The sequence below is a fragment of the Pseudarthrobacter linnaei genome, assembly GCF_055412825.1.
In genome coordinates, this window is the sequence record NZ_JBVAYX010000003.1 from 16,225 (window position 1) to 29,040 (window position 12,816).

The window sequence follows — 12,816 nt, forward strand, 5'->3', positions numbered from 1 at the left end:
GAACCTGAGTAAGGCTAGCCTATCCTTACAGGAATTACGCAAACATTTCGTAACCTAATAGACGGAACCGCCGCCCGCGCCCAGCTTAGACGGCAACGCGGGGTCAGTTACGGCCCATCCCGGCGGGGATTATGGGCCGTAAGTGACCCCGCGTTGCCTTGGGCGGAGCAGGTCAGCGGAGGACGATGTCCACCGGGTTCGCCTCGGAGCGCCAGGTCCCCTCGGTGCCGGGCCGCGGGCCGATGACGGGGGCCGTGAGCACGCCGGAGCGGTTGGTGCGCTTGTCCCGCAGGATCTCGGTGACGGAACCCAGGTGCCGGGACAGGTCGATCACGTTCTCGGGTGCGGCCAGGAGCAGCTGGAAGCCGAACTCATGCAGCGCCTTGATGCCGGCGCCGGCGAACTCCTCCGAAGCCAGCACGAAGGCCTCGTCCATCATCACGGTGCCGTAGGTGGTGAAGCCCTGCTCGGCGATGCCCAGCTGGTAGCTCAGCGCCGCGGCCATGATGAACGCGGTGAAGCGCTGCCGCTCGCCGCCTGACATCGAGCCAGTGTCCGCGTGCATAAAGACCTCGGTCGTCTTCTGCCCGCCCTTCGCCGCCCGCGAGCCCGCAACCTCGCGGTGCTCCTTGCACTGGATGAAAAGGTGTCCGCGGACGTCCAGCACTTCGGCACGCCAGCGCCGGTCCTCGGGGGTCTGCGAGCCGAGCCGCTTCACGAGCGTTTCGAGCGACTTGTAGCGGTTGCCGAGCTCGGCGTCGTCGTCCGCTTCCGCGTCGGAAGCACCGGACGCCGGCGCGGCCGCCCTTCCGGGCCGGGTGTGCCGGACCTTCAGCGCGTTCTGGATCGCATCCTTGAACTGCTTCGCGGTGGCGGGCAGGGTCTGCTTGATGTCGAGTTCCAGGAAGCTGCCCTCATGGAAGTTCACCTCGGAGAGGATCCCGTTGAGCGGCAGGATGCGGCTGCTGATCGAGCGGCGCTCCTCGTCCAGCAGGTGCAGCAGGGTGCTGAAGGACTCGTGCGTGCGCTGGTTGAAGAACTGCCGGAATTCGGCTTCCTGCGCGGGCAGGCCGTCGCTGACGATGGCGTGGTAGCGGGCTTCGAACTCCCCCGCGGCGCCGATCGAGGTGCCGTGGTCCGCGGAAATCGCGGTTCCCCACTCGCGGACGAAGCCCTCGAAGATGCGCGTGAGCCGCTCCGCGGTCGCCTGCCCGCGGGATTCGGCCGTATGCAGCTCGGCGAGGAGCCTGGTGCGGACCTGGTTGGCGAGATTGTCCAGCTCGTGCATTTCCAGGACGTCGCCGAAACCTGCGAAGTACGGTTCCAGTGCCGTGGCGGTGGCGTCTGCCGGCGGCGCCTGCGCCAGGCGGGCCCGCGCGGCGTCCAGCAGCGCATCGGCGGCGGACAGCTGCGAGTCGACTGCCTTGTATTCGCTTTGCAGCACGGCGGCGGCCTCGGTGCTGGACTGGTGCCTGTGCCGGGCCGCCTCGATGTTGGCCCGCAGCGGTTCCAGATCCGCCTGCGCGGCGAGGGCGGCCTTGAGGCGCTGCTCGATCCGGGCCAGTTCGTCCGCGGCCACGGCGGCCGAAACCTGTTCCCAGGGCCGGTGGTCGTCGGCAACGCGGCGCAGGGCCTCGAGCTGACGGCTCATCCCCTGGTGCGACTCTTCCCGGCTCTGTGCCAGTTCGGCGGCCTTGGCGAGTTCCTGCTGCAGGTCCTCGACCTGCGCGGCCACGAGCTCCAGTTTGGCGGCGTTGTCGAAGCCGAGGACATAGTCCTGCCGGCCGGTGAAGCGGTCGTCCTTTTCCACAGTATGGCGGTTTCGCTTGACCACACCGCCCAGGCTCAGGCCCTTGTCCAGCCGGGCCAGCTCGTCCGGGTCCTCAACGCACGGGTAGGCGAAGTCGAGGGCGATCCGCTCCCGGATCCACTCGCCCGCGTCCGCGGACGGTCCCATCGCGAGGATGTCCAGCTTGGTGAGCAGATCGCCGTCGGCCGCGTCCTGCACGGCCAGCGCTCCGCCGGCGAGCGGCTTCGAGACGTCCACCGCGCGCAGCGCACCGCGGACCGAATGGTCGTTGAGGTAGCGGGTCACGGCGCCGAAGTGCTCGCCGGGGACCAGCAGCGTGGTGGCGAGGCTGCGCAGCGCACGCTCGGCGGCCGGCCGCCACCGTTCCTGGCCCTCGGCAAGGTCAATCAGCTCGCCGCCGAACGGCATCTGCTCCTCGGGCACGCCCGTGGCCGCCGCGATGGCGCCGCGGTTTTCAATGCTCGACGGCGGCAGCAGGGACTTGCGCGTCCTGAGCGACCCCAGTTCCTGCTGGGCCGCGGCGAGCTCGCGCTTCCTGGTCGCGTGGCCGTCGAAGGCCTCGAAGCGCAGTTCCCTGAGGGCCTCCGAGTCGTCTTTCAGCTCTGCCGAGCGGGCAGCGGCATGCTCGTGCGCCTGTTCCCAGCCGGCCGCGGACCACTGAAGTTCCAGACCGGCGTCCGAGAAGGCCTTCCGGGCCGATTCCTCCACCTGCTGGCGGAGCTTGAGCCCCACCCGGGCGTTCTCCAGCGCCTGCTCGATCGCTGAGATCGCGTTGCCGCCCTGGTTGTTGTAGTCCGCCTCAAGCTGCCGCAGCTCCTTGGCCAGGCCGTCCCGGGTGCCGCGCTCAGCGCCGAGTTCCTTGGCCTTGGCCTGCGCCAGATCCTTGAACCGGGCGAGCGTCTTCTCGTGGACGGTGACGGCCAGCTGCTGCCTGTAGGCCTCGAATTCCTCCCCGGCGAGCTCCCGCAGGCGGTTCGCATCCAGCAGCGACTGGGCATACTCCTTGTTCAGCCCCGGGACCGGGGCCAGCTGGTCTCGCTGCTGCCGGACGTCCTCGAGGCGCTGCCGGATGGACATCAGGTTGCTGAATTCCTCGACGACGTCATCGGCCGCGGTCAGCGTGGCGGGCGCGTCCAGGACCTGGTCGCGGAAGAAGGTGTTGACGCTGCCGCCAAGGCCCTTGCCAGCCTGGATGACACGCAGCAGGGGCAGGGCCTGGTCAGAATTGATCCCGAGCAGGCGCCGGAAACGTTCCGCGAAGGCCTTGTGCACGTCGTAGATCTGGGCGTCGGGAAAGATCACGTCCAGCGCCGACTTGGTGAAGCGCTTCTCGGCGATGCCCTCAATGGCCGTGAGGTCCAGCGGCTTGTTGTCGATCAGGTAGTACCGGCCGACGCTGGACTCCGTGCCGTTCTTGGGCAGGTCGAACAGGGCCGATACGGTCACCCGGGTGCCGGCGGCGTTGTCGAAGGTCAGCGCGACGGCGGACCAGGTGGCACCGGGGCGCTGGAACGCACTCGCCGAGCCTTCGCCGACGGCTTTGTCCCCCACCTTGCCGCGCATGTACGTGAACGTGGTCCGCTTGTCCTCGACCGCGCCGCCCGCGCGCTGGGCCGCGGCCTCGTTGGAGCGCGGCCTGGCGTCGAAGACCCGGAGCATCGCGTCGAACAGTGTGGACTTGCCGACGCCGGAATTGCCCGTCAGCAGGGTGCCGTTGCGGTCCACGTGCATCGTGTGGGCGCCATGGAAGGTGCCCCAGTTGACCACCTGGACTAAGGCGAGGCGCATCTGGCCGGGGTTGGTGAGCTCGCCCATCGGGAGCATGGTCGCGATGCTCATTCGGCTGCCCCGTCCGTGTCGGTAGCTGCGTTCGACGCCGACGGCGATGCCGCCCCCTGGTCGCCTGGGGCGTCGTCGTCGTCCTCAGCAGGCTTGTCACCGTCGAACTCCAGCAGCGGTTCGGTGCCTGACTGGTCAGCGGAGGCGGCTACCAGGGCGACGATTTGGGCGGGGATGTCACCGATGTTTTCGAACGGAAGGGCCAGTGGGAGGGCGTTGGAGATGGTGTAGACCTCGTCGAGGCCGGTGGCGAGCAGGAGCTGGCGGGCCAGGAGTTTGGTGATGGCACGGTTGACGACGTCGGAATCGCGGAGGGCGTCCTGCTGGCCGGCAGGCTGGTAGTGGGCCACGAGCTCGGCAATTTCCTCGCGCGTGATCGTGGGGTCGGTTTGTGCTGTGACGTGACGGTCCAGGAGCAGGCGCAGGCGCAGCAGCACGATGGTCTCCACGCGGCTCAGGGCCCGCTGCTGGCGCAGGATGCTGGAGCGGGTGCTGCCGCCAATGGCCTCTGGGTCCACCGGGCGCAGGACGGCCACCTTGCGTTCGTGGTCCAGCTGCAGGGTCAGGAAGAGTTCGGACAGGCGGCTGCGCAGGATCAGCTGGTTGTCCAGCAGCGTGGTCCAGAGCTTTTCGTCCCGGCCACCGTCGATGTACGGGCCCTTGAGGAGCTTCACGAGGGCCTGCCGGACTTTCATCGGGAGCACGCCGGTGTCCCCCGGGAAGAGCGCAGCGCCGTCGACGAATGTGTCGCGGGGGGTGACTGTGAAAGGGTCGGCGTGGACGTGCCGGGCGGGCTCCGCTGCGGCACTGTCGGCTGCCCCGGCCGTGTCTTCCAATGCTGTGTGAGGAAGTTCAGTCATCTTCAGTCCTTCTTGAGCGTGATGACCGGCAGGTACGCGGTGCGCGTGGAGCCGTCGATCTGTTCGAAGTCGAGGGTGTCCCACGCCTCGCGGTCAAAGCCGGCACCTTCGTGCAGGGCGTGGGAGAGCAGGGCGCGGATCGAATTGATGTGGCGTTCTCCCGGCGGGAGCTGCTCCCAGGCCTCGGCCAGAGTGGCAGCGCCGGCGTACGCGGCGCGGATCGCCGCGGGGCTGGCTTTGCCGGTCCGCGGCGAGCGCACCCGGTCCGAGTCGCTGAAGGCGATCGGGTCGGCCAGCTTGGGCGGGGCCGCGAACTCGTCCGGGTCGAACAGCTTGACCATGGACAGGGACTCGAAGCCGGCGTTGAACAGTACCGGGCCGCGGACCAGCCCGGGGCGTTCGCGCTCGTACGGCAGGGACCGGATGGCCTGCTCGGCCTCCCGGAGAACCTTCCGGAGCCGGACCGACTGGCGGAAGTCGTCGCTCTGCACGTAGGTGTTCAGGCTTTCGCTGAGCTTGCCGTAAATCCGCTGGATCTGGCTGTGCTGGGTCCGCAGTTCCGCGACAAGGTTCTTCAGCGTCTCGCGCTCCTCATGGCTGAGGTCATCGGCAAACTGCCTGCTGAGCACCTCGCCGATCGCGGAACGGAACCGCAGCTGCTGTTGCGGATCCTCCAGGAACGCCGTGAAGGAACGGAACGTCCGGCCCTCGGGGCTCTGCCGGAGCCGTTTGTCCGCCTCCAGCACCTGGGCCATCGTGGCGCCCTTGCTGAGGGACTCCTCGATGATCTGGTTGCGGAGTTCGCCCACCAGTTCCTCGATCCGGTCACGCATCTTCTTGTAGTCCGCGGGCAGGCTCCCTGCGAGGTCCAGGATGTTCCCGGCGGCCTCCACGGCCTCTTCGTCGTCGAGCAGCCCGTCGAAGTTCCCCGAGCTGATGTCCTCGATCAGCTGGCGCCGTTCGCCGATCTCGTCCTCAAGGGACTCCAGCCGGCCACTCTGGTCCGGGTTCGTCTCATTGGCGAGCTTCTCGACGTCGCCCAGCAGCGTGCCGAGCCGCGAGCCGTTGAGCGTGGAGCGTTCGCTGGAGAGGCTGTCCAGGAACGCGATGACACGGGCGGCCGGTTCGGTGACCTCGTACACGATCTGCCCGGACTGGTTCCGCCGGGTCAGGAAATTCTTGCGGGTCCACTCATCGCCGAACGTCTTCCCGTTGGCTCCGCCGCCCAGCCCAGGGTCCTGACGGCGGAGCTGTTCAAGGAAGGCATCAACGTCGGCGTGGAACTGTTCCAGCGGAAGCTGCGGCCGGGTGCGCGTAAAGGACGCCTGCAGCACAGCGATTACCCACGGCGCCGAGCGGGTCAGCGCCCAGGCGGGACCCTTGGTGAGGAGTTCGAGGTCCCTCAGCCGGGCGCTGATGGCGTCGGCGGAGGACAGGGCGGAGCGGGACACGCACTCTCCTTACGGCTGCCGTGGGATCTGGATCGGGCAGCGGATAAGGAAAACTGCCAGCTACAAGGTTAACGCAGGCCCGGTTTGCATTCATCGTTGTGCGCCGTTCGCTTCAGGAGCAGACTATGGACAACAGGTGAGAGGAGTCAGCCATGCGTAAGAAAGCAGTACTGATCACGGGGATAGCGGCGGCGGCCGTCATTCTGGGCGGCGCAACAGTCGCAGTTGCCGCCAGCACCCAGACCGCTGATGATCAACCCCTGAGCGGAACCGAGTTGCAGCAGGCCAGCGATGCGGCCCTCGCGAAGACCGGCGGGGGGACTGTCCTGAAAGCGGAGACCGACGACGGCGCCACAGCCTTTGAGGTCGACGTCATGCTCCCGGACGGCAGCAAAGTTGAGGTCAACCTCGACCGTTCATTCCAGGTGTCCACCGTTGAAAGTGAGGGACGGGATGACGATTCCAACCTGACCGCGCTGAGCGCCGAGGACCGGGACAAGGCGGTCAACGCCGCCCTCGCCGGGGTCGGCCAGGGCACAGTGAGCGAGGTCGAACGCGAGAACGAGGGCGGCTCCGCCTATGAGGTGGAGGTGCGGCTGAACGACGGCACCCAGGTTGAGGTGCAGCTCGGTTCCGACTTCCAGGTCCTGGGCCAGGGCGCCCCCGAGCGCGACGACGACTGATCCCAGGGGTATGGCGGCTGCAGCGCGTGGCCCGTGAGGCTACCGCAACCGCGTCGTGACCTACGCCCCGGTAGCATTTCGATCCCGTATCAACAGTCCCGGCACTGGCTGTCGGCTCTGGCTAGCGCACCTCCCGCACCCTACGCTCGGGCTACTGATTCAGCCGAAGCAATGGTGCAGGGGGAAGAATGCAGTTCGACTTAAGCGCAGTGGAAACGGGAACGCTGGTGTTCATGGGGACGCTCGTATTTGCCCTGGTAATCACCCTCTTTATGATGACGGCGTCATTCGCGGCGCTTGTGCTGGTCGGCGTCGGGCGGCTTGCCTGGATCATCGCCTCGACCGTGTTGCTGGGCCTGGTCCATGGCATCAACCACTTGTGGGACCGGCTGGTCCATCACGCCTCCACGGTGGAACTTCCGGGCGACTTCGCCGGTGACTTCGTCGGGGATATCGCGGCGGAAATTATGGGCAAATCGGCCCCTAGTACCGGCACCTACCCGCGGGTAGTATTGCGGGACAGCTGAAGGGTCCTCCACCCACGGCGGATCCAGGGCTCGAGCCGGTGACCCCGGTTAGAGGAGATGCCCGATGAGCTCCGCCGTTGAGAATCCAGCAACCGACAATCCCGCCGACAGCCCCGCCCCGGATGTCCCGGTCCTGCCCGAGACGATCGGTCCCGACGCCACCGCGGCCGACGCGCGGGCCATCAGCGAAGCCGCCCGCGAGACCAGCTGGGACCGGCCCAGCTTCGCCAAGGGCCTGTACCTTGGCAGCTTTGACCTCAGCCTGATCCACCCCTGGCCGGAAGCCCCGGCGGACGACGTCGAACGCGGGGAAGCGTTTATCGCCCGCCTGACCGCCTTCTGCCGCACGATGTCCGGGCGCACCATCGAGCGCGGTGCGCTGATTCCGGACGCGTACCTCAAGGGCCTCGCGGAACTGGGGGTCTTCGGCATGAAGATTCCCCGCGATTATGGCGGGCTGGGCCTGTCGCTGGTGTACTACGGGCGGGCGCTCGCGCTGTTGGGCTCTGTGCACCCCAGCCTCGGCGCCCTGATCTCCGCGCACCAGTCCATCGGCGTCCCCGAGCCGGTCAAAGTCTTCGGCACACCTGCGCAGAAGCAGGAATACCTGCCGCGCTGCGCCGCCGGCGCCATCACAGCGTTCCTGCTGACCGAGCCCGACGTCGGCAGCGACCCCGCCCGGATGGGCAGCACCGCCGTCCCCTCGGACGACGGCGAGTCCTACGTCCTGGACGGCGTCAAGCTCTGGACCACCAACGGCGTGATCGCCGAACTCGTGGTGGTCATGGCGGTGGTCCCCTCCCGCACCGACGCTGACGGCACGGTCCGCAAGGGAGGCATCAGCGCCTTTGTCGTCGAGATGGACTCCCCCGGCATCACAGTGGAAAACCGCAACGTCTTCATGGGCCTGCGCGGCATCGAGAACGGCGTCACCCGCTTCCACCAGGTCCGGGTGCCGGCGGCCAACCGGCTGGGCCGCGAGGGACAGGGCCTGAAAATCGCCCTCACCACCCTCAACACCGGCCGGCTCGCGCTTCCGGCGTTGTGCGTCGGTTCCGGGCGGTGGAGCCTGAAGATCGCGCGGCAGTGGTCCAATGCCCGCGCCCAGTGGGGCCGGCCCGTCGGCGAGCATGAAGCCGTGGGCAAGAAAATCGCCTTCATTGCGGCCAGCGCCTTCGCCCTCGACGCTGTCTTCGAGCTGTCCGCCGAAATGGCCGACGCCGGGCAGAAGGACGTCCGGATCGAGGCGGCCCTGGCCAAGCTGTGGTCCACCGAGATCAGCTGCCGGATCGCCGACGAGCTGGTGCAGATCCGCGGCGGCCGCGGCTTCGAAACGGCGGACTCACTGGAGGCCCGTGGCGAGCGCGCCGTGCCGGCCGAGCAGCAGCTCCGCGACCTGCGGATCAACCGGATTTTCGAGGGATCCTCGGAGATCATGAAGCTGCTGATCGCCCGGGAGGCCGTGGACGCGCACCTCGCAGCCGCCGGAGACCTCGCCTCCGAGGACGCGAGCCTGTCCGACAAGGCCCGCGCCGCCGTCGGGGCGTCCGGTTTCTACGCGAAGTGGCTGCCCAAGCTCGTCGCCGGGGCTGGCCTGGACCCGCGTTCCTACAGTGACTTCGGCCGGCTCGCGAAGCAGCTGCGCTTCGTCGAGCGGTCCTCCCGCCGGCTGGCCCGGCAGACCTTCTACGGGATGGGGCGGTGGCAGGCGAAGCTTGAGCACAAACAGGCGTTCCTGGGCCGGATTGTGGACATCGGGGCCGAGCTGTTCGCGATGGCCGCCGTCTGCTCGCGGGCGGAAATGCTGCTGCGGACCTCCCCGAAGAAGGGCGCCTCCGCCTATGAACTTGCCGAGTCGTTCTGCGAACAGGCCCGTGTGCGGGTGGATGAATACTTCGACCAGCTCTGGAGGAACACTGACGACGGTGACCATGTGCTATCCCGCAAGGTCCTGGCCGGCGACTACGAGTGGCTGGAGGCCGGTGTCCTGGACCAGTCCGAAGGCACCGGACCGTGGATTGCCGACGCCAGCCCACGTGCGTCGGTGAAGGCGAACCTGCACCGGAAGTACCGCTGACCGGGCGCGCGGGGCCGCCCCGGCACCCCTCGAATAGTAAGCATCCTTGCTGCCTTTGACTGCCCGTGATTAGGTGGACCTGAGGCCTGAACACCGGCCTCCGCCTTGCGGTGCCCGGCCCAAACAATGGGCGCGGGTCATTCATTGAAAGTGAGCAGTCCCCATGAGCAATCCAGCAGGCCCCGAAGATCGCACTCCCCGGCGCGCCCGTGACGAGGATGGGGCCGCGAGCCAAGACGCCCGGGTCCACGACGCGCGGCAGGATGCTGCCCGCCATGACACTGGCGGCACCAATGACACCCGCGCCATCCCGACCGGCGCGGCCACCGAGGCACCCACTCAGAGCCATGCCGCGGTCCGCCCGGACCCGACCCGCAGCCAGCCCGTGACCGCCGTGCGCCATGACGAGCCCGCGCATGCCACCCCCGCAGGGGGCAATGTGGCCGAAGACATTCCCACCCGGGCAACCGTCGTCGCCCGTGAAAAAGAGCAGTTCGGCGGCATCCAGATCGGTTCGGCGTTCTTCGGCTGGCTCGCCGCCACCGGCATGGCTGTGCTGCTGACCGCGCTGGTCGCCGCCGCCGGCACCGCCGTCGGCCTCGCCACCAACACGGACGTCAACGCAACGGTCACCTCCGGCAACGAAACCGTGGGACTCGTCGGCATCATTGTGCTGCTGGTGATCCTGTTCGTGTCCTACTTCGCCGGCGGCTACGTCGCCGGCCGGATGGCCCGCTTCAGCGGCGCCAAGCAGGGGTTCATGGTGTGGGTCTGGGCCCTCATCGCAGCGGTCGTCGTCGCCCTTCTCGGCGTCGTGGCGGGCCAGCAGTACAACATCCTGGCCCAGCTCAACGCCTTCCCGCGCATCCCGGTCAACGAGGGCGAACTGACCACCACGAGCATCATCGCAGCAGTCGTGGTGGCCGCGGTGGCCCTGGTCGGAGCCGTCCTCGGCGGCACCGCCGGCATGCACTTCCACCGCAAGGTGGATCGGGCCGGATTCGCGCCGGCGGACACCGTCGAGGAACGCTAGGCCGGCAGGCAGCCGTCCGCGACCTGCCGGGCGCCGGGCAGACGTTGTCCGGCGCCCGGCAGCTGTTTAAGGGTCGGGTCCGCCGCCCGGCCGTTCAGCCGAACTCGACTGCGACTGCGTCAAGGTAACACCAGCGGCGCTCCACCCTCACGAAGCGGCTCGTCTCGTGGTGGACGCCGCGTTCGCCGCCGTGCCGGAAGTGGGCCTTGAACTCAACCGTCCCCTCGGAGTCCAGCGGGCCGCCGCGGGACGTGGACAGGATGTCCAGCCGCCGCCACTGCAGGTCCGGATCCAGGTCAAGTTCGGCTGGCCGGGTTTCCGGGTGCCAGGTCCGCAGGAGGTAGTCGGCGTCCAGCACGACGAAGGCGCTGTACCGGGAGCGCATCAGTTGGTCAGCCGTCGGGGCCTCAGCCAAGCCGGCGTGGTAGCGGCCGCAGCACTCCCCGTACTGTTCCCCGGACAGGCAGGGGCAGTTGCCCCGGAACGGGGCTCGGACAGGCTGGGCATCGGTTCCCGGAGGGCCGGCGGCTGGGGGCGTCACAAGTGTCCTTTCCGGAGGCCGGACCATGCCGGCAGGGCTCCTTCCGACTATAGACGCACGGTCCCCAAGGGCCGAGGCGGCGGAACAGATAACAGCTTCGACACGACCCCGCGAAGAGGCCGCAGGGCTGCGTGTCCAGGGGAAAAAGTCCGTATGGTTAAGGGGTGCTGTTGCCCGCCGGTTGTGGCGGGAAGCGTCGCGGTAAGGCCAGCCAGGAGAGGTGAAATGGAAGATCCGACAACCATCGCCCTCAACCTGACGTTCGTCGGGACCCTGGCAGTGGCGCTCGTCATGTTCTTCGGCCTTTTCCTTGTCTTCGTGGCCACGCTGGTGATCGCAGGCCTCGGCCGGTTGGCCGCCGTAACCGTCATGGCGCTGGGACGCGGGCTGTTCCGGACGGCCAGTCGAACCGCCGGCACCGTCCGGCGGGACCGCCCGGCCAGGAACCCCGGGGCCACCCAAGAGGCCCGGCCGCCGAAAGCTGATCAACCGGTAAAGGCTGCCAAGCCGGCAAAGGGCTCGAAGCCGGCCAGGCCCGCCAAACCCGCCAATACCGAACCCGCCCTGTCTCCGGACTGGGCTGCCGCCGTCGCTCAGGCCGATGCCCGCGCCGCTGCCCGGGCCAAGGCGGAGGCCGCCCCGGCCGTCAGGGTCTCGGTCCGCGATCTGCCCAGCCCCACGGCTCCGGCACAGGACGTCGCGGCGGTGGCGCCGCTCGTGGAGTCAGCCACCGACCGGAACGGCCAGCTCGGCACCGTCCCGCCGGCCTTCAAGAAAGCCCCGATGCCTGCCGCAAAGTCCCTGCTGGACACCGGCTCGCTGGTCTCCCTTCACGGCCGCCTGCCGCCGCCCCGCAAGCCTTTGGGCGGGCCCCTGAACGAACCATCATCCAAGCCCCAGAACAATCAAGCACCCAAGTCGCAGGCCCAGGACCGCAAAGCCGGCTGAGGCCTTACCCCCGGCAGTCAAGTCGGCTAGGTTGAAACCCATGGAATTCAGATACCTCGGGAACAGCGGCTTCAAAATTTCGGAAATCACTTTCGGCAACTGGCTTACGCACGGCTCTCAGGTGGAAAACGAGGTCGCCACCCAGTGCGTCCGGGCAGCGCTGGACGCCGGTATCAGCACCTTCGACACCGCCGACGTCTATGCCAACACCGCTGCGGAGACCGTGCTGGGCAAGGCCCTCCAGGACGAGCGGCGCGAGTCGCTGGAAATCTTCACCAAGGTCTTCGGCCCCACCGGACCCAAGGGCCACAACGATCTCGGCTTGTCCCGCAAGCACATCCTGGAGGCCATCAACGGCTCCCTCACCCGGCTGCAGACGGACTACGTGGACCTCTACCAGGCCCACCGCTACGATTACGAAACCCCGCTGGAAGAGACCATGCAGGCCTTCGCGGACATCGTGCGGCAGGGCAAGGCCCTCTACATCGGCGTCAGCGAGTGGACGGCCAGCCAGATCCGCGACGGCCATGCCCTGGCCAACGAACTCGGCTTCCAGCTGATCTCCAACCAGCCGCAGTACTCCATGCTGTGGCGGGTCATCGAGGCCGAGGTGATTCCGACGTCCGAGGAACTGGGCCTTTCCCAGATCGTCTGGTCGCCGATGGCGCAGGGGGTGCTGAGCGGCAAGTACCATCCCGGCAAGCCTGCCCCGGAGGGCAGCCGCGCCACGGATGCCAAGGGCGGCTCGAAGATGATCGAGCGCTGGATGTCCAACGAGGTCCTCACCGGCGTGCAACAGCTCAAGCCCATAGCCGAGGAGGCCGGACTCACCATGGCCCAGTTGAGCATCGCCTGGGTGTTGCAGAACAAGAACGTGGCCTCTGCCATCATGGGCGCGTCCCGGCCGGAGCAGATCGAGAAGAACGTGGCCGCCGCGGGCGTGAAGCTGGACGCCGGGATCATGGAGAAAATCGACGCCGCGATCGGCTCACTTGCCGAACGCGACCCGGCGCAGACCAAGTCACCCGCTTCCCGGGAGGGATAGGC

Annotated in this window: 10 protein-coding genes; 6 read left to right on the forward strand and 4 right to left on the reverse strand. The window is 68.0% G+C overall.

Annotation, left to right across the window (positions count from 1 at the left end; translation table 11 throughout):
• Positions 1–172 precede the first annotated feature (172 nt).
• Genes ACZYZ3_RS03855 through ACZYZ3_RS03865 form a run of 3 tightly spaced genes read right to left on the reverse strand, consistent with a single transcriptional unit; the run spans position 173 to position 5,960 of the window.
• Positions 173–3,649 (reverse strand): ATP-binding protein, encoded by a 3,477-nt coding sequence (locus tag ACZYZ3_RS03855; protein ID WP_463962520.1) that lies wholly within the window; start codon positions 3,647–3,649, stop codon positions 173–175.
• A complete protein-coding gene (locus ACZYZ3_RS03860) occupies positions 3,646–4,509 on the reverse strand; it encodes a DUF4194 domain-containing protein (RefSeq protein ID WP_463962521.1) in 864 nt (287 codons plus the stop codon). The genes ACZYZ3_RS03855 and ACZYZ3_RS03860 overlap by 4 nt, the downstream gene beginning before the upstream one ends.
• A gap of 2 nt (positions 4,510–4,511) precedes the next feature.
• Positions 4,512–5,960 (reverse strand): DUF3375 family protein, encoded by a 1,449-nt coding sequence (locus ACZYZ3_RS03865; RefSeq protein WP_463962522.1) that lies wholly within the window; start codon positions 5,958–5,960, stop codon positions 4,512–4,514.
• A gap of 152 nt (positions 5,961–6,112) precedes the next feature.
• On the opposite strand from ACZYZ3_RS03865, the gene ACZYZ3_RS03870 reads away from it, so the two are divergent.
• The 4 genes from ACZYZ3_RS03870 (at position 6,113) to ACZYZ3_RS03885 (ending at position 10,280) form a co-directional block, all read left to right on the forward strand.
• Positions 6,113–6,643 (forward strand): PepSY domain-containing protein, encoded by a 531-nt coding sequence (locus tag ACZYZ3_RS03870; RefSeq protein ID WP_463962523.1) that lies wholly within the window; start codon positions 6,113–6,115, stop codon positions 6,641–6,643.
• Between the two features lie 188 nt (positions 6,644–6,831).
• Positions 6,832–7,170, forward strand: coding sequence for a hypothetical protein (locus ACZYZ3_RS03875; RefSeq protein WP_463962524.1), 339 nt, complete (start codon positions 6,832–6,834; stop codon positions 7,168–7,170).
• A gap of 64 nt (positions 7,171–7,234) precedes the next feature.
• Positions 7,235–9,247: an acyl-CoA dehydrogenase family protein gene (locus tag ACZYZ3_RS03880; RefSeq protein WP_463962525.1), complete on the forward strand. Its 2,013-nt coding sequence runs from the start codon at positions 7,235–7,237 to the stop codon at positions 9,245–9,247.
• 163 nt (positions 9,248–9,410) lie between these two features.
• Positions 9,411–10,280 carry a TIGR04086 family membrane protein gene (locus ACZYZ3_RS03885; protein WP_463962526.1) on the forward strand — a complete coding sequence of 290 codons (870 nt, stop codon included), beginning with the start codon at positions 9,411–9,413 and terminating at the stop codon, positions 10,278–10,280.
• A 94-nt stretch (positions 10,281–10,374) separates the two neighbouring features.
• On the opposite strand, the gene ACZYZ3_RS03890 is transcribed toward ACZYZ3_RS03885, so the two are convergent.
• Positions 10,375–10,848, reverse strand: a complete 474-nt coding sequence (locus tag ACZYZ3_RS03890) for a YchJ family protein (RefSeq protein WP_463962527.1) — start codon at positions 10,846–10,848, stop codon at positions 10,375–10,377.
• A 198-nt stretch (positions 10,849–11,046) separates the two neighbouring features.
• Here ACZYZ3_RS03890 and ACZYZ3_RS03895 point away from each other — a divergent pair, with 198 nt between their 5' ends.
• Both ACZYZ3_RS03895 and ACZYZ3_RS03900 read left to right on the forward strand, forming a co-directional pair.
• The gene (locus tag ACZYZ3_RS03895; RefSeq protein ID WP_463962528.1) at positions 11,047–11,769 is read left to right on the forward strand and encodes a hypothetical protein; all 723 of its coding nucleotides are present in this window, start codon (positions 11,047–11,049) and stop codon (positions 11,767–11,769) included.
• Between the two features lie 40 nt (positions 11,770–11,809).
• Positions 11,810–12,814, forward strand: coding sequence for an aldo/keto reductase family protein (locus ACZYZ3_RS03900; protein ID WP_463962529.1), 1,005 nt, complete (start codon positions 11,810–11,812; stop codon positions 12,812–12,814).
• Positions 12,815–12,816 lie beyond the last annotated feature (2 nt).

What these genes read in the sequence shown, in the direction of transcription:
- ACZYZ3_RS03875 (WP_463962524.1), top strand. Translation starts at nt 6,832, where the DNA reads ATGCAGTTCGACTTAAGCGCAGTGGAAACGGGAACGCTGGTGTTCATG.
- ACZYZ3_RS03885 (WP_463962526.1), top strand. Translation starts at nt 9,411, where the DNA reads ATGAGCAATCCAGCAGGCCCCGAAGATCGCACTCCCCGGCGCGCCCGT.
- ACZYZ3_RS03855 (WP_463962520.1), bottom strand. Translation starts at nt 3,649, where the DNA reads ATGAGCATCGCGACCATGCTCCCGATGGGCGAGCTCACCAACCCCGGC.
- ACZYZ3_RS03895 (WP_463962528.1), top strand. Translation starts at nt 11,047, where the DNA reads ATGGAAGATCCGACAACCATCGCCCTCAACCTGACGTTCGTCGGGACC.
- ACZYZ3_RS03880 (WP_463962525.1), top strand. Translation starts at nt 7,235, where the DNA reads ATGAGCTCCGCCGTTGAGAATCCAGCAACCGACAATCCCGCCGACAGC.
- ACZYZ3_RS03890 (WP_463962527.1), bottom strand. Translation starts at nt 10,848, where the DNA reads ATGGTCCGGCCTCCGGAAAGGACACTTGTGACGCCCCCAGCCGCCGGC.
- ACZYZ3_RS03870 (WP_463962523.1), top strand. Translation starts at nt 6,113, where the DNA reads ATGCGTAAGAAAGCAGTACTGATCACGGGGATAGCGGCGGCGGCCGTC.
- ACZYZ3_RS03900 (WP_463962529.1), top strand. Translation starts at nt 11,810, where the DNA reads ATGGAATTCAGATACCTCGGGAACAGCGGCTTCAAAATTTCGGAAATC.
- ACZYZ3_RS03860 (WP_463962521.1), bottom strand. Translation starts at nt 4,509, where the DNA reads ATGACTGAACTTCCTCACACAGCATTGGAAGACACGGCCGGGGCAGCC.